Source organism: Shewanella sp. SP1S2-4 (genome assembly GCF_031932075.1).
Lineage (GTDB): Bacteria > Pseudomonadota > Gammaproteobacteria > Enterobacterales > Shewanellaceae > Shewanella > Shewanella baltica.
In genome coordinates, this window is record NZ_JAUOET010000038.1 from 20,371 (window position 1) to 35,858 (window position 15,488).

Consider the following 15,488-nt stretch of genomic DNA (forward strand, 5'->3'; position numbering starts at 1 on the left):
TACTTACACTTATTCTTAGAATAAGGTCACAGCTCAATCACAGCGCTTCCCTAAGCAAATCATCTAACCCATCTATTCGTCAGATTCATTTAGAGGGCGGCCTCGAACGAGTACGAAGATGTTCTCAAATAGTACAAAATCGCCACACCGTCTATAGAACGACGAACAACAGCGAAATCAAGGCTAAAGACGCTAACATAAAACTGCCACAGTTGAATTCTGGCCACTATTTAGCACTCATTGATTAACTGAAAATGAATTAATTTAGCCACTCAGTCTGACTCAGAAGCAGGTTAACCACAATTTCAAAGAACGGCAAAATGGTGAATTAAGCAAAATATTCATCAGTTTCAAGTCCCTTGGCTGTTCCATAGCATCCGAGTGTGATTAACTGCAGCTACTGCGGCGTCTTTTAGCAATCAACAAGGCTGCAATAACCACTAATAATGAAAAATAATTAATAAAATTCATTACGATAAAATGAATCAATCGAAGCTTGGTGCATGAAGCGCCAGCAATGGGAGTCTTAAGTGTCAACAGAACAACATCCTCCGCACGCTATGCAAGGCCCACAGGGTTCGCCCCCACCCGAAATGCTCTTTGGGCATCCTAAGGGCTTGTTTGTCTGCTTTTTTACCGAAATGTGGGAACGCTTTTCCTTCTACGGCATGAAGGCGTTACTGTTTCTTTATCTGATTAAATATCATCTGTTTACCGACGAATTTGGCTATAACGTCCTTGGTGCTTACGGTGCCTTAGTGTACGCCATACCCGTGGTCGGTGGTTTATTGGCCGACCGCTATATCGGCATGCGTAAAGCGGTGATCTTCGGTGGTATTTTATTGGTCCTCGGCCACTTAGGCATGGCCTTTGAAGGCCATCAAGCGGTTATCGTCGCCGGTGAAGTTCAGCGCGATGAACAAGCACTGCAGGTATTCTATTTATCCCTCGCCTTGATCATTGTCGGTGTGGGCTTTTTAAAACCTAACATTTCAACCATCGTCGGTCAGCTGTATCCCGAGTCATCTCCAAAGCGGGATTCAGGCTTTACCATTTTCTACGCTGGCATCAATTTAGGCGCCACCTTGGCCCCGCTGATTTGTGCTTATTTAGGTGAAACCTATGGCTGGAAGTACGGCTTTGGTTTGGCCGGTTTAGGCATGTTAGCGGGATTGTTGGTGTTTATTCGGGGTAAGAAACATTTGCAGGGTTTCGCCGAACCCAGAGATCCCGCAAGAATTTTAAAGAAAACCGCCGGCATCACCACAGAGCAATGGATTTATTTAAGCGCCATCGGCAGCGTAGTGCTGGTCTGGGGCTTAATTCAAACCCACTCCCTTGTGCTTTCTATTAGCAGTTTATTACCCGCTGTGAGTCCAGTGATCTGGTTCTTGCACTCAGTATCTCTGGTGCTCGCCCTCGGGATTGGCTGGTTTATGGTGAAACACTGCAACCCGATTGAACGTCAACAGATGTCGGCCTTACTGCTGTTCATCGTCGCCGGTTTGGTCTTCTTCGGCTTATATGAGCAAACCTACGGTTCTTGGGTGGCATTTTCGGACCGCGTGATGGACCGCAACATGCTCGGCCTCGAATGGAGCGCGGGACAGTTAACCTTCCTCGGTGCCTTCTTTGTGATCAGTTTGTCGCCCATCTTTGCTTGGCTCTGGCCTGCCCTCGCCCGTAAACATTGTGATCCAAGCAAACCGGTTAAAACCGCACTCGGCATTTTGTTCGCAGGTTTATCCTTTATGGTACTAGTGCTCGGGATCCAAATGCCGCTAAGCAGTGGCTTAGTGAGTATTTGGTTTTTAGTCGCGGCTTATTTTGTATTAGAAATCGGCGAGTTATTGCTGTCACCCATAGGCTTATCTGCCGTAACTCAGCTGTCGGTAAAACGCGTGGTCAGTCTGATGATGGGCGCTTGGTTTCTCGGCACTTCATACTCTGAAATCTTAGCCGCCGAATTAAACAAGCTCGCCGCGATTGATACCCAAGGCGGCGTGATAAGTGACGTACCGAGTGCGATGGCGCTATACGAGCAACTGTTTATCTTCTCGGCGCAAATTGGTGTTGTAATGGCATTAGTCTTCTTTGCCCTTGCGCCATTAATGAAGAAAATGATGCACGAGAACACAGCAACAAATTAAGTCAAAGAATTTAAAAGGAAAGGAAAAGAAAGGAAACTTGGCTTACTCTCGGCCTCTAAGGCGACGGTAAGCCAAGACCATAAGATGTAAAGCCAATAACCCCGTAAAAGCGGTGCAAAAAAACAGTAAGGCAATCGAGTTCACTTCCCGCGGCGCATCATAATAAAGCCACCACCACAACGGCCAACCGATAGCCGACAAAGCAGTAAGCTGCCACATACACAGTTTGCAGCGGCCAATTTTTTGCCTGAAAATCGATGTATTACAGTCACTGCAACTCATAAGTCCCCAGCTAAACTATGCCCACAATAATAGTGCTAATAAGAGCAGGCATATTGAATTTCAAGCACACTCCGAAACTCACGCCTAATAACACTATAGTGACGCTTTAAGTCTTGCCATCCCTTCATTGATAGAGACAAGTGCACGATAGCCTAAATCTCGCTTGGCTGCGCTGATATCAAAATAATGGCTGCAGGATAACTGCCTTGCCACGAATCGCGTCATCATGGGCTCTTCTTGCTTCTTTAGTAGAAAATACACAGTTTCCAACACGGCGCCTGCTACATATGCTACAGATTGCGGCACACGCTTAGTCACCGGCGGCAAAGCATCGCAGGCCAAAATAAGATTGAGCATTTTGGCCATAGTGATGGGTTCATCGTTACTCAAAAAATAAGCTTTTCCCTGACACTTAGGCTTTGCTTGGCACAGTTCAAGCGCGGCCAGCACATGGGCATAGGCGGCGTTGTCTATGTAGATGGTATCGACCAGCTTATCTTCACGGCCAACCAGTTTAAGCTTATCTAAACGGCCGCGCGCTAACACCCTAGGCACAAGATGGGGATCACCAGGACCCCAGATCAAATGTGGCCTGAGTGCGACAGTTTTTAACGCGTAGGGTGCAGTGGCTTTAGTCGTGACCGGAATAGAGACTTGAGTGCTAGCTGAATTAATGTCTGAAATAGTGGCTGTCGTGGCTTGAGTTGCAGCGGCACTTTCAACCGATACGTCACCCACTTGATTGGCATCAAGCATCATCTTTTCGGCGATGGCTTTGGAATGGGCGTAATAATTAAGGAAGGATGTGGCATAGGGAGTGGATTCATCTATACCGGATTCATCCTGCCCCGCAAAGGTCACACTCGGGGTACTGGTGTAGACTAACTTATTTATTTTTAATGCCTTACAAGCAGCAATCACATTTGCGGCGCCCTTAACATTCGGGCAAAAATAACTGTCTCTATCGCCCCAAACACCGGCTTTAGACGCCACATGGAACACGATATCGCAGCCTTGCATCGCCTGTTGCAACTGGTCTTTATTGACTAAATCCCCTTGCAACATGACTACGCCCAGCGCTTCAAGTTCGGGATAATGCCCACGGGCAAAACCTGTGACCTTAATGCCCGCGGCTAACAATCTCAAACAAATCGCTTTACCTAAAAATCCCCCAGCTCCCGTGACAAAGGCGTGTTGCACCTTAAGGGCGAGCTGCGCGAGTGCAGTTTGTTCAGCCGCATCAAATTGCGCAAGCGTCGTGCTCTTGATTGGGTTTATCGTCATTTAGGTATCAACCTTTCGTTTGTGATTGTGCCCAAACGGCTAATTTTTCTCTAAAAATCTTGGCATTATGCCGCACATCCACAGGGAAATCAGGATGGATAAGAAAACGTCTTATGCCCTGCGTCTGGGTAAATTGCTCAGCGATGGTAATCAAATCTTGATAAAGCTGTTGGCTCTTATTGCACACCAATGATTGGTCAAGTTCGATACAGATCAAGGGCTCTATCTCGTTCGCCACTTTCACTCCAACTAAGGCAGAGCGCTTTACATTGGGATGGGTATTAAAAATACGCTCGCAAGGAATAGAATAATAACGCTTTACCAACTGGCCTTTACGGGTGGCATCGACTCTGTGGGCCTTGCGACCGCACATCCATAGCCGACCTTGATCATCGAGATACCCGAGATCGCCCATGCGATGTCTAAAACTATTGGTGGCGGAGTCCCACATCTTGGCCGCCGTAGTCGCGCTATCGCGTTGACTATCGTTTAAATAATAAGACTGACTCACCATAGGCCCTTGCACCACGATTTCACCGATTTCACCGTTATTCAGCACTAAGGCCTCATCCCACTCTTGGATAACGGCTTCGCTGATACCGATGATGCGAATCGTCACGCCATCGATAGCGCCGCCGACACAAATGCCGCCGCCGTTATCTGTGATATCTGTGGTGGCAAATAACGCATCGCTAGCAATCATGCTGATCGGCAAAGATTCGGTCGCACCGTAGGAATTTAAAATCGGCACGCCTTGGCTCAACATTTTGCTAAATCGGGCAATCGAAGCAATGGTCGCTGGCGCACCCGCGGATATCACCCGCTGCACACTGGGCAATTTATGCTGTTTTTGTTCACCTGCGCGGCCCAAACGCTCGAGCAAAGCGGGATTAACAAAGATGTTGCTGCATTGGTATTTCTCAATGGCGGCAAACAGGAATTCGGGATTGGCAGTAATGGGTTTGCTGGCATCCATTTCTGGAACGATCGACGCCATACCCAGCGCGGGGCCAAAGAGTGAAAACAGCGGAAACGTGGCTAGATCGCGCTCACCATGGCAAATGCCATAATCGTTTTTTAATGCTTGGATTTGCGCCTCAAACATACCATGGCTATACACCACGCCTTTAGGCGTGCCGGTACTGCCACTGGTGAATAAAATCGCCGCCATCTCATCAGATTTGAGCATCACCATGGGATATTCAGCATGTTGCGCTGATGCATGTTGCGAAAATGAGTGTCGTGAAGAGCTGTTTTGCAGCAGAGTCGATAAACTGACGGCGCCAGTAGCGATGCGGATTAATCTTGCCGGTAAGCCAGTTTTACCGCCATCAACATTGAGCAATGACTTAATGCTACCCTTACCCCAACCAAATAACCGTCTGGCGATATGGGCTTTAGGAATACCGATAAAGGCATCGGGTGCGGCTTCAGCAAAACACTGCTTAAGATTGTTAATCCCCATGCCGGGATCAACTAAGATAGGAATAACCCCCGCTTTAAACAGCGCAAAGGTGAGTGCAAAAAAATCCAAACTCGGCGTGACCATAAGCACAGCTTTCATGCCACGCTCAATGCCATGGGCGTTAAGCGCAAAGGCTATCGCATCGCTTTGTCTGTCTAGATTGAGAAAGTCCAACTCGCTGTAACGCAAATTCGCCACAGAAGCGCCCTGAGCGCTTTGTACTGCTACTGCAAGATGGTGGGGAATGGCATGGGCGGCTTGCTTGAGATGACGACAAATATTGGCGTCACTGGCCATTGCTGACGCAGAAGTACCCGTTAAAAGTGACGTATCCAACGGCGTTACTACAGCAGCCAACAAAGGAGTCACTTCAGTCTCAAGCAAGGTCGACATTAACCTGCGGCCTGTTCGGACGGCGCCGCTGCTTGGTCGTCGGCCATAAAGCCCTTGATATGAGCAATCACTTCATCGCTGGCATCTTCCAGAATGTAGTGACCACAATCGGCAAATTCATGCACGGTCGCATGGGGCATGTGCTGACGCCATTTTGCTAAAAAGTGCTTATCGAATACAAAGTCCTTCAGGCCCCAGCAAATCAAAGTCGGCACTTTGGCAAACTGCGGTAAACTCGCAGCGATATCAGAGACTAACTGATAGTTTCTATCGCCTTCACGCAGCGGAATATCCTGCACAAAACGCAGCGTCGAAATGCGATTGGCCCAAGAGTTAAACGGCGCGACATACGCCTCACGAATGTATTTGGACATAGGCTGGCGCTTCACGCCCACATATGAGGCGATAGACGAAAAGGCATTAAAACCACGCACCAGCACTGTGCCTAGCAGGGTATTACGACAGATCCACAGCGGCCAAGGAAACTGCTTAGTCTCAGGCAGATGGAAAGCACCCGTGTTCAAAATCACTAAGCGTTTGATACGCTCAGGATAACGCGCCGCATAACCCATACCTATCATGCCGCCCCAGTCGTGTACGACTAAGGTAATGTTTTCTTTCACATTCAGGCTATCAAGCAGGGCTTCAAGATCGTCGATGCGGTTCTTAAGGGTATAGTCATAGCCGCTATCGTCGGGCTTATCCGACAGACCACAGCCGATATGATCTGGCACTATGCATTGATGCGTGTCTTTTAAGGCGCTCACGAGATTGCGGTAGTAAAACGACCAGCTAGGATTACCGTGAACCATCACCACAGGTTCACCTTGGCCCTCGTTGATATAATGCAGCTTGTTGCCATTACGGCTAAGAAAATGACGTTTAAAAGGCAACAGAGTGTCTAACATGACGCTTCCTATCTTTTGTTCTATTTATGAGAGCGAATAACGGGTTATGTACAGCTGACTTAGCTTATCGACTGAATCATGGACTTACTGGGTTGGCTAGAATGTATGCCAGCCATCAAGCAAAGGCGTGAAAAGTGCACTGCACCCTACCACTTAATGCCTAACATCATGCAATTCAATCCACTGCCTATGCCTAAAAAGCTCACTTGATCGCCCGCTTGTAAAAAGCCTTGATCGTGCGCCATGGCGGCGGTCACAGGTAACGACACTGTGCCCATATTGCCCAGCAGCTGATACGTAGGAAATTCTTTCTCGGGGGGAATATTTAACGCGCTAAGCACTTGCTTACGGTTTGAGGCGCCCACTTGATGGCAAATCACTTTGTCCACTTGCTCAACCAGCCAATTACGCTGCTCAAGGAAATGCTCCCAAGTGTGTTTAGCCAGCTCAACGCCTTCTTTGAGAAGCGTCACCGCATCGGTACGCATAAACTCGCGGTACAGATTGTGCCCCACTTCCTGTAACCCCCATTGACACAACTGGTGATGCTCGGGCGCCGATAAGTGCGAGGCACCCAGCAATTGATGCTGACGCACATTTGTCAGTGGCAAACTGCCATCAGTTAAGATGACCGCAACAGCGCCAGAGCCACCGGTTAAGGTCGCCAGCGACTGGGCAAAATTCTGCATGGTCGGATCGGCAAGCATGTTATCGATAGTAACATCGACAATATCCCGCGCCGATTCACAGGACACCACCATACCCGCCTTGATTTGGCCCAACTCAATACGGTTAGCGATATCTAAAATACCCGATAACACCCCAAGACAAGCATTGCTGATATCGTAAATAGCGGTGTCTTTCGACACACCCAATTCGGCAGCAATACGACACGCGGTCGCGGGTTCGTGTTGATCACGGCAAACGCCGGTATAGACAACAGCACCTAAATCGGCGACATCAATCCCAGTTTCAACCATGGCTTTACGGGCAGCTTTAATCGCACCGTCGGACAATTGATGTCCTTTTGGCCACCAGCGGCGTTCGGTAATCCCAGTCAATGCGGCAAGCTGTCCCATAGGAATACGGAACTTTTGATACAAAGGAGCAAGACGAGACTCTAGCTCACTACTGGAAACCACAACAGGCGCCAGTTCATAGGCCAGGCTATTAATAAATACGCGGGAATATTTCATGAAACTGTTTTATTCGCTCACTAGAATGACTGACCAACAGGTCAGCTTTCAGTTGTTATTCGTCATTAATGCGACATTTGAACAAGAAAAGCCCGATGATTCAATAAAAAACCATCTTCAGTGTAAGACTTGTCTCACAGCGCAGGTTCCAAACACGACGGCCCTGAATTCACTATCACTAAACTTAAATGCGCTAATATAGAAATACTTCATAAAAAACATCACAGTACAGCATATTTTCAGACACTCAAAATTATACTGACATTTTTTGCGCTAAAATCAGCGAATTTCTTGGTGTGACGCTGTTTGCACAAAATTCACCCACGCAAACACCATATCCTTGTTCCTGCAAAAAACAAGCGCGATCTAAGATTAACCATTGCTCGAGTACAGTGCGAAACAAATGCGCCACTAAATCGATGCGGCGAGTTAATTGTTGTCTTTGTCGCCCTATCTCAAGCCAAGCCTCAAAATCCCTATTTTTGGCTAAATTAACGGCCTTAGTCTCGGCCGCCCACAGGCAAAAATCAGTAAAACTGCCGCTCAACTGACTCTGCTTTAACGAGGGCAAAGGTAAATATTCGTCGATTTGCCGACATTGACGTTGCAGTGCATCAAAGCCTAAGCGCCACGCGATTTCTTGATGGCGCAGCGCCTGCTGTTTGGGATTGGCGATCACGCTCTGCTGCAGCGGTAACTGTAAATCATGGCGACTGAGTTTTAGGCTGCTCTGCTGAGCAAGATTGGATAACGGCTGATAATGGCTCGCGTGAATTAAATGATAACAACAAGGAGAAATCGCCAGCGCCTGCGTGCCCGCCTCGGCCGCCAGCATTAACAGCCGAACATGCAAATCACCGCAGGCATGCAATGCAACCGCTTGCTGCCGTGCGCTTAACGGATTGGCTTTTGCGGCGTGTTGAGCTGGTGCTTCAACTGTAGTAATGGATGTGGTTATAGATGTGTTTGTCGCAGCATGTTCTGCACCAATAGCAAAGGCATCGGCACAAATAAAGGTTTGTGACAACTGCCACTTATCGGCAAAGGCCTGTCCTGCTTCACATAATGGCGCTTGCCATTCTAAGCTCACCACTTCGGCGCCGCGGGCTTTAGCAATCAAGCGGCCCAAATGCCCTTTACCCGCACACCATTCCAGCACAGGTAAATTAAGCTGGGGTAAATGCTGCACAAAGGCGGTAATTTGCTGCCATTTACGGCCTTTGATGTGCGCACTGAAATGCGCCTCATCGTCAAAGGACAAACCGCCTTGCTGCGCTGCGGTGTTATCCGCAAGCGACGGTTCAGCCACGCCAGCCTTATCAGTAACCGTCTTATCAGTACAAACCGTACGTTCGGCAATGGATGCGGTGAGCAATGACAAGTCCCAATCTTGGCCTAATGCCCTAAGATCGTGGTTTAATGCCGGTGACAATGCCTTGACCAGCAAAGATTGCTCGGCGTCGAGTCCATCAAGCTCATCGTCAGCCAGCGCCCACACAGCTTCGGCCAACTGCGGAAAATCCTGTGCCCAAGGTAAAGCGTTCACTTCAAATGCACGCACTTGCCACAGGGCTGCACTCTGTTCAAGCAACTGATTAAGTTCGCTAAATTTCTGTGAGTAAGTGAGTTGTTGCTGCAGGTTATCTTGGTTCACGTCATGCCCAGTGTAAAAAATACTTGTCTCACCTTAGGCCAAGGGAATGCGCCCTAAAGATGACTTTATGCGAAAAAATGTTAGTATCGCGGCCTTTAAACACTCAACCATATCGTTAACTGAGAAGACTCGGTTAACTAGCCATAAGGCTCCAAAGGACACCTATGCTTTCACCTTGCGTCGCACGCTGCGGTTTAAATGACGAAGACTACTGCATGGGCTGCTTTCGACATATCGATGAAATCGTCAGTTGGCGCACGAGTAGCGAAGCGCAACAGGCGGCCATTTGTCAGCAACTCCCCGCCCGTAAAGCTTTATTTGAAGGCAGTGAAAATCAGCATATTTTAAGCCGTGATAAATGGTTAGCTGCCGAGGCGCGTTTAACCGATAAGGACTAAACCCGTCCGCTAACGTCATCCTCTGCGCAACATCATCCTGCTAACAGCCCACAAGACTATTTTTTCAGCATTGATTTCAAGTCAGCAAAAGGATTGTAGGTCGCCGCCGCTTGCTTGGTTTCTGTGGTGCTGCCGTAACGGATCAATTCTTCGAAACGAGAATGTTCGTTATCGTGGCAATACAAGCACAATAACTCCCAGTTTGAACCGTCTGACGGGTTGTTATCGTGGTTATGATCGCGATGATGCACTGTCAGTTCACTTAAGTTTTTCGGGGTAAACTCGCGGGTACAGCGGCCACATACCCAAGGATAAAGTTTTAACGCCTGCTCACGGTAACCGCCCTCACGCTTAGCTTTGTACTCCCGCGCATCGGCTAATACTTTGTCTAACTTACTCTGGCCTGGCACTGACGACATAGTGTAATCCCTAAAACAAACCCTAAAAAAATTGCCCCAAGGATAATCCGAGTTATCACTTGGGGCAATATCTCCCGCACTTTGCGGGTTAATGGTGCGCGATTTGTAGACGTAAATGGCTAAACCGACCTAGGTTACAGGCTTAGCTAACTTAGCTTACGTTACTTAGCTTATGTGGGCATGATCGGCATTCGACAGATGCAAGTAGTGTAAGTATTTTTCATACTGAGTCACCACATCCGCGAGGATTTGCTCTTCGGTATACCCCATCACATCGTAATGTTGACCACCTTGTTCTAAATACACTTCGGCGCGGTAATACAAGGTATTACCCTGCTCGATTTCAGTCCCTATCGGGTTAGTGATTTCGAAACAACGGGTGCGTACTCCGTAAACAAAGGGCAAGTTCACCTCGTTGCTAATCACCAAACGTACGCGGCCATCTAAGTATTCGAGATCGGCCACTATACCTTTGGTCATAAAGTGTTGGCACACCTTAGACAAAGCAGGCGTCGCAACATTATTCAAGAACACTTGCGCTTCTTCATGGGTGGGATGCGAGACGAGCACCCCAATGCGCTCTTCCCAGCTCATGTTGGTTTTGGCGTACTGCACACTGGTATTGTGTAACTGCACACTGTTGATCTTAAGCCAGTCATTCTTCAGGGCTTTAAATAATCCCAGACACATGAATAACATCACCACAAGGAATGGCATGGCACTGGCGATAGCCGCCGTTTGCAGCGCCTGTAAACCACCGGCTAACAACAATACCGAGGCCACAACCCCTTGCAACAGTGCCCAGAAGATCCTCTGCCATACGGGCGCATTGTTATCGCCGCCCGAAGTTAGATTATCAATCACTAAGGATCCCGAATCCGACGAGGTCACAAAGAAGGTCACCACTAAACAAATCGCAATCCCTGAGAGTAAGGTCGGGAACGGCATGTGCTCGAAAAACACAAACAAGGCCACTGACACATCGGTATTCACCGCTTCAGCAAGGTAGGTCGCGCCTTGATTCATAATCGAATCAATCGCCGAGTTACCAAACACTGTCATCCACAGGAAGGTCAGCGCCGATGGCACAAATAACACACCAATCAAAAACTCACGGATGGTACGACCGCGACTCACACGCGCAATAAAGGTACCGACAAAAGGTGACCAAGAAATCCACCAGCCCCAATAGAGCAAGGTCCAGCCGCCGAGCCAATCTTCCTTATGTTGATAGGCGTACAAGTTAAAGGTTTTGCCAACCAAATCACTTAAGTAACTGCCGGTGTTTTGCACAAAGGCCTGCAACAGCATGACTGTAGGGCCCAAGATCAAGACGATAAGCAATAAAATAATCGCGAGGCCAAGATTGAGTTCGCTTAAGCGTTTGACGCCTTTGTCGAGGCCAGAAAACACCGACAAGGTCGCGAGCAAGGTAATGCCGATGATCAAGCACACTTGCACTACAGCATTATTAGGTAAACCTTCAAATAGATAACTCAGACCCGAGTTAACCTGCAACACCCCAAAGCCCAGTGATGTCGCCACCCCAAACATAGTGCCGAGCACGGCAAAGGTATCGACAATATGGCCAATAGGACCATAAATACGTTCACCAATTAAGGGATAAAGGGCGCTTCGTGGCAGTAGCGGTAACTTATGACGATAGGAGAAGTAGGCCAGACTCAATGCCACTACGGCATAAATCGCCCAAGCATGCAGTCCCCAATGGAAGAAAGTAATCTTCATCGCCTCTTTTGCGGCGGCGAGACTCTCAGGTGTAGCATCTGGCGGCGCCAGATAGTGCATTACAGGTTCGGCGACCCCAAAAAACATCAGGCCAATACCCATACCTGCCGAAAACAACATGGCAATCCAGCTTTTATAGCTGTAATCCGGCACAGAATGATCTGGCCCGAGTTTGATATCGCCAAAGCGACTGACCATGACAAAGATGATAAAAATCAGGAAAAACGCCACGCTCAGAATGTAAAGCCAACCGGCTTTCACTTCTATCCATGACTGTATTGATCTAAAAACGGTGTTAGCCTCTGTGGGCCATACTGCACAAATCATCACCATCAAGATGATGAAAAAGACCGACGAATAAAATACCGGCGGATTAATACTCGACTTGATCGACATTGACTCTCCCTATTTCTAGCGGGTTCACTCTCCAAATATCTCAGCGCACCAACGGAGAGATAGAACAAAACTTATACTCAAAATATGTTTAATGCTGCAGGGCTCATCTATGACCAGTATGGGCTCAATCCCACAGATCAATGCAACGACTCGCTATGGCTAAACGTGACAGGATCTGAAAAACGGGATTAACAACACACGACTTAGACAGTCGATGATTGATGGATAAAAAGCGTGAACACCACTAAGGCAGTCAAAGCATGCCTTTAGCATAAAACAAATTTATAATTAGAATATTCAGCACAAAAAATGGCGACCATATTGGTCGCCAATAAATTATACCACAAAAATCATCAAATTTAATTTTAAACGCTAAAACGCTTAAACCAACATCCGATTACTGAGACGGTGTCTGCGAAATGCCAGCGGTTAAATTAAAGCGCATCGCCTCTTCAAACGACCAGTCGACCATGATTAAATCGTCCCGTTTGATCAAGCTCGTCACGCCCGCCATTTGGTAACTCAATTGGAACAACACAGGCACCCAATCGCCCTCAGGCAACGCATCTAACAATGGCTGCGGCGGCGTATCTGTCATGATAAATCCCACCACAAAACTGCCATTAGCCTGCTTCACTAACACTGTCTTTTGGCTGGTCGGCTTGCCATCTCGATTCATCAAAGAGGCAATATCACGGATACTGCCATAAACCGATTTAAACAGTGGGAAGCGCATCAACTGGCGCTCAAGCCAACCATAAAGCCACACTATCGGGCTGACTGAAAACAACAGGCCCACCGCAAAAACTAATGCCACCACTAGCATAAAACCGGCGCCGACAAAGTGTTGGTTAATCCCTACCAACTCTAAAATCACAATTCCTAAACCATCTAACGATACAAACAGCGACCAAAACAGCCACAAACTCAAGGCCATAGGTAATAGATTCATTAAGCCGCGGGCTAAGGTTTTCTTCATCACACTCTCATTCGGTCATAGGGATATAATAGGCACAAAATATTTACGCAAAAAAACGCCACAAATGCTACCACAGAGTCACTTTTGCACCAGCATATGATGTAAGGTATCTGACTCTTATTCGTCTCAAGTGTAGAGATAGCGTTTAAAATCAGAGCCCACTCTGAGCCATTCTAAGGAAAGTAAAATGCGCGTAACCCGCTTAGATCATTTGGTCTTAACCGTAAAAGACATCGCCGTCAGCGTCGAATTTTATCAAACCGTGCTCGGGATGAAGAAAGTGATATTTGGCAATCAGCGTATTGCGTTAAGTTTTGGCGACCAAAAGATTAATCTGCATCAAGCGGGCGCCGAATTTGAACCTAAAGCTGCAGCAGCCACGCCCGGCAGTGCCGATCTGTGTTTTGTAGTCAGCCATAACATAGAAGAAGTGATCGCGCATTTAAACGCTCTTCAGATTGAAATCATTGAAGGCCCAGTGCTACGAACCGGCGCCACAGGCCGGATAAACTCTGTCTATATCCGCGACCCAGATTGTAACCTGCTTGAGTTATCAGAATATCTGCCCGCCTGCACTGGGTAAGCGAATTTTGATAATATCAGCTGCAGTTCTGCTAGCACGCGGCGGGCAGAACTGCAGCTGACGTTATACTGGTTCACTGTTGTTTGCGATAAGACTCTCGACAGTTGAGTGGCATTTATTGTCACTGTTTCCCCAGTGACTCGCCATAAACTCGTCCCTGAGGGCTCGACGGCTGCATCCATGCCGCCAACGATCACTGTTGCAACAATGCCAAACTTAACTAACCCTATCGCTGTTCGTTTAGCTAAAAAGCTATTGCCCCAAAGCAAGATAATCGTATCGTCAGTTGTGCAGCATTCATTGTCATTGTTTCCCCTGTGACTCGCCATAAACTCGTCCCTGAGGGCTCGACGACGGCATCCATGCCGCCAACGGTCACAGTTGCAACAATGCCAATCCTCACTAACCCTCTCGCTTTTCATTCAGCTAAAAAGCTATTGATCCAAAGCTTGCTAGCATTTATTTAGTGAATCGAAAACTGACGAATGAATTGCCCTACAAAATCTCATCCATTTACCTAATGTTTGACCCTACCGTAAAACGACTAACAATGTATGGGTACACAGTCGTATTTAAATTTAGATATTTGGGGGTGATTTTAAGACAATATCAGTGCGCTTTAACTCAACTGATAAAAATAAAATCAATTGATTATTCGAGTCTACTTTGAGTTAATAGGTTTGGAAAACGCGCATGCGTGCTTTTCAGGATGGTTTTTTTAATGAAAAGCTGATAAGTTCTTTATATACAAATAGTTAACTGTGCGCGTTTTAACTAGTCTAATGAGGTAAACGCACATACGTACTAAAACGTTATGCAAAGAACTTAGACTGGAATTAATAAATTATGAAATTACTCTCTTGGTTGTGGAAAACCTGCTGTTCACTTCTCCCTTATTTAATCTTTCTGGTAGTGGGGGTTTTATGTTGGAGATGGTTCTCTTTTACTAGTCAGGCACAAGCTGATCTAGCAGAGCCTATTGTCAACGGCGTCATTGCAGGTGTCGTAACCTCCTTTCTTATCTTAATTTTTTCAATTACTTGGAAATCTAATATTACTCCTTGGCTTGAAAATCTTTTATACAAAGACACAAAAATCGAAGGTGTTTGGAATGGAGTGTTGGTTCCATTCATCGGAATTGATGAAATCGACAAACGAAGAATAAATATTGCTTTTGGCATCATTGAGAAAAGGCGAAGAAAAGGCAAACTGAAAGAGAATGAAAATCGCGAAGAACGAACCTCAGGAACTGGAATAAGTGTCTCCGCTTCGGCACAAGAAACAGAGGGAGGAAGAGACATTGAAGCAGAGCTCATCATAAAAGAAGCACCAGAGGTTGAATCTAACAATTCCATCGACGAACTTATTGATAGAAAGTTTTTCATAAAAATTGGGTCTGGTGTTTCACCTATTGAGGTAAGAGTTGAAATAAAGCGTGTTGGGCACTCAATAAAAGGTAACATCGTAGAAATCGGCGGGGCTAGCGATATACATACGTATAGTTTCGTTGGTTCTTTTAAAAATTTAATCCTAACAGGTGAATATGAAAATCAAGATTGTTCACATATTGACCGAGGCAGTTTGAGTCTAATGTTGAGAAAAAATGGACGAAATCTGGAAGGCTTTTTTTCATCA

The 15,488-nt window shown here is 46.9% G+C and carries 13 protein-coding genes; 4 read left to right on the forward strand and 9 right to left on the reverse strand.

All coding sequences use genetic code 11. From position 1 onward, the window contains the following. Nucleotides 1-530 precede the first annotated feature (530 nt). Nucleotides 531-2,150, forward strand: coding sequence for a peptide MFS transporter (locus tag Q4Q52_RS20940; protein ID WP_311991576.1), 1,620 nt, complete (start codon nucleotides 531-533; stop codon nucleotides 2,148-2,150). Nucleotides 2,151-2,192: 42 nt separating this feature from the next. Here Q4Q52_RS20940 and Q4Q52_RS20945 read toward each other — a convergent pair whose 3' ends face one another. From Q4Q52_RS20945 to Q4Q52_RS20970, 6 genes are all read right to left on the reverse strand, one after another. Beyond that, a complete protein-coding gene (locus Q4Q52_RS20945; RefSeq protein WP_311991577.1) occupies nucleotides 2,193-2,432 on the reverse strand; it encodes a DUF3624 domain-containing protein in 240 nt (79 codons plus the stop codon). Between the two features lie 93 nt (nucleotides 2,433-2,525). Then, nucleotides 2,526-3,716, reverse strand: a complete 1,191-nt coding sequence (gene oleD / locus Q4Q52_RS20950) for a 2-alkyl-3-oxoalkanoate reductase (RefSeq protein ID WP_311991578.1) — start codon at nucleotides 3,714-3,716, stop codon at nucleotides 2,526-2,528. A gap of 7 nt (nucleotides 3,717-3,723) precedes the next feature. Next, nucleotides 3,724-5,574, reverse strand: coding sequence for an olefin beta-lactone synthetase (gene oleC, locus Q4Q52_RS20955; protein ID WP_311991579.1), 1,851 nt, complete (start codon nucleotides 5,572-5,574; stop codon nucleotides 3,724-3,726). After that, entirely contained in the window at nucleotides 5,574-6,482 is a 909-nt protein-coding gene (locus tag Q4Q52_RS20960) for an alpha/beta fold hydrolase (RefSeq protein WP_311991580.1), read from the reverse strand. The genes oleC and Q4Q52_RS20960 overlap by 1 nt, the downstream gene beginning before the upstream one ends. A 146-nt stretch (nucleotides 6,483-6,628) precedes the next feature. After that, entirely contained in the window at nucleotides 6,629-7,678 is a 1,050-nt protein-coding gene (locus tag Q4Q52_RS20965) for a 3-oxoacyl-ACP synthase III (protein WP_028760522.1), read from the reverse strand. Between the two features lie 253 nt (nucleotides 7,679-7,931). Continuing rightward, nucleotides 7,932-9,332 (reverse strand): methyltransferase, encoded by a 1,401-nt coding sequence (locus Q4Q52_RS20970; protein WP_311991581.1) that lies wholly within the window; start codon nucleotides 9,330-9,332, stop codon nucleotides 7,932-7,934. A gap of 164 nt (nucleotides 9,333-9,496) precedes the next feature. Here Q4Q52_RS20970 and Q4Q52_RS20975 point away from each other — a divergent pair, with 164 nt between their 5' ends. Further along, nucleotides 9,497-9,730, forward strand: coding sequence for a DUF1289 domain-containing protein (locus Q4Q52_RS20975; protein ID WP_006085323.1), 234 nt, complete (start codon nucleotides 9,497-9,499; stop codon nucleotides 9,728-9,730). Nucleotides 9,731-9,786: 56 nt separating this feature from the next. Here the strand turns inward: Q4Q52_RS20975 and Q4Q52_RS20980 are convergent, their stop codons facing one another. The 3 genes from Q4Q52_RS20980 to Q4Q52_RS20990 form a co-directional block, all read right to left on the reverse strand. Beyond that, a complete protein-coding gene (locus tag Q4Q52_RS20980; protein ID WP_006081075.1) occupies nucleotides 9,787-10,149 on the reverse strand; it encodes a YajD family HNH nuclease in 363 nt (120 codons plus the stop codon). 165 nt (nucleotides 10,150-10,314) lie between these two features. Continuing rightward, nucleotides 10,315-12,291 carry a BCCT family transporter gene (locus Q4Q52_RS20985; protein WP_006085322.1) on the reverse strand — a complete coding sequence of 659 codons (1,977 nt, stop codon included), beginning with the start codon at nucleotides 12,289-12,291 and terminating at the stop codon, nucleotides 10,315-10,317. A gap of 397 nt (nucleotides 12,292-12,688) precedes the next feature. Next, nucleotides 12,689-13,270, reverse strand: a complete 582-nt coding sequence (locus Q4Q52_RS20990) for a DUF502 domain-containing protein (protein ID WP_012088779.1) — start codon at nucleotides 13,268-13,270, stop codon at nucleotides 12,689-12,691. Between the two features lie 187 nt (nucleotides 13,271-13,457). On the opposite strand from Q4Q52_RS20990, the gene Q4Q52_RS20995 reads away from it, so the two are divergent. Together Q4Q52_RS20995 and Q4Q52_RS21000 are read left to right on the forward strand one after the other, a co-directional pair. Next, nucleotides 13,458-13,853, forward strand: a complete 396-nt coding sequence (locus Q4Q52_RS20995; protein WP_311991582.1) for a VOC family protein — start codon at nucleotides 13,458-13,460, stop codon at nucleotides 13,851-13,853. A gap of 846 nt (nucleotides 13,854-14,699) precedes the next feature. Next, on the forward strand, nucleotides 14,700-15,488 hold a 789-nt coding region (locus Q4Q52_RS21000), incomplete at its 3' end, for a hypothetical protein (RefSeq protein WP_311991583.1).

What these genes read in the sequence shown, in the direction of transcription:
- Q4Q52_RS20945 (WP_311991577.1), bottom strand. Translation starts at nt 2,432, where the DNA reads ATGAGTTGCAGTGACTGTAATACATCGATTTTCAGGCAAAAAATTGGC.
- Q4Q52_RS20965 (WP_028760522.1), bottom strand. Translation starts at nt 7,678, where the DNA reads ATGAAATATTCCCGCGTATTTATTAATAGCCTGGCCTATGAACTGGCG.
- oleD (WP_311991578.1), bottom strand. Translation starts at nt 3,716, where the DNA reads ATGACGATAAACCCAATCAAGAGCACGACGCTTGCGCAATTTGATGCG.
- Q4Q52_RS20995 (WP_311991582.1), top strand. Translation starts at nt 13,458, where the DNA reads ATGCGCGTAACCCGCTTAGATCATTTGGTCTTAACCGTAAAAGACATC.
- Q4Q52_RS20985 (WP_006085322.1), bottom strand. Translation starts at nt 12,291, where the DNA reads ATGTCGATCAAGTCGAGTATTAATCCGCCGGTATTTTATTCGTCGGTC.
- Q4Q52_RS20960 (WP_311991580.1), bottom strand. Translation starts at nt 6,482, where the DNA reads ATGTTAGACACTCTGTTGCCTTTTAAACGTCATTTTCTTAGCCGTAAT.
- oleC (WP_311991579.1), bottom strand. Translation starts at nt 5,574, where the DNA reads ATGTCGACCTTGCTTGAGACTGAAGTGACTCCTTTGTTGGCTGCTGTA.
- Q4Q52_RS20975 (WP_006085323.1), top strand. Translation starts at nt 9,497, where the DNA reads ATGCTTTCACCTTGCGTCGCACGCTGCGGTTTAAATGACGAAGACTAC.
- Q4Q52_RS20980 (WP_006081075.1), bottom strand. Translation starts at nt 10,149, where the DNA reads ATGTCGTCAGTGCCAGGCCAGAGTAAGTTAGACAAAGTATTAGCCGAT.
- Q4Q52_RS20990 (WP_012088779.1), bottom strand. Translation starts at nt 13,270, where the DNA reads ATGAAGAAAACCTTAGCCCGCGGCTTAATGAATCTATTACCTATGGCC.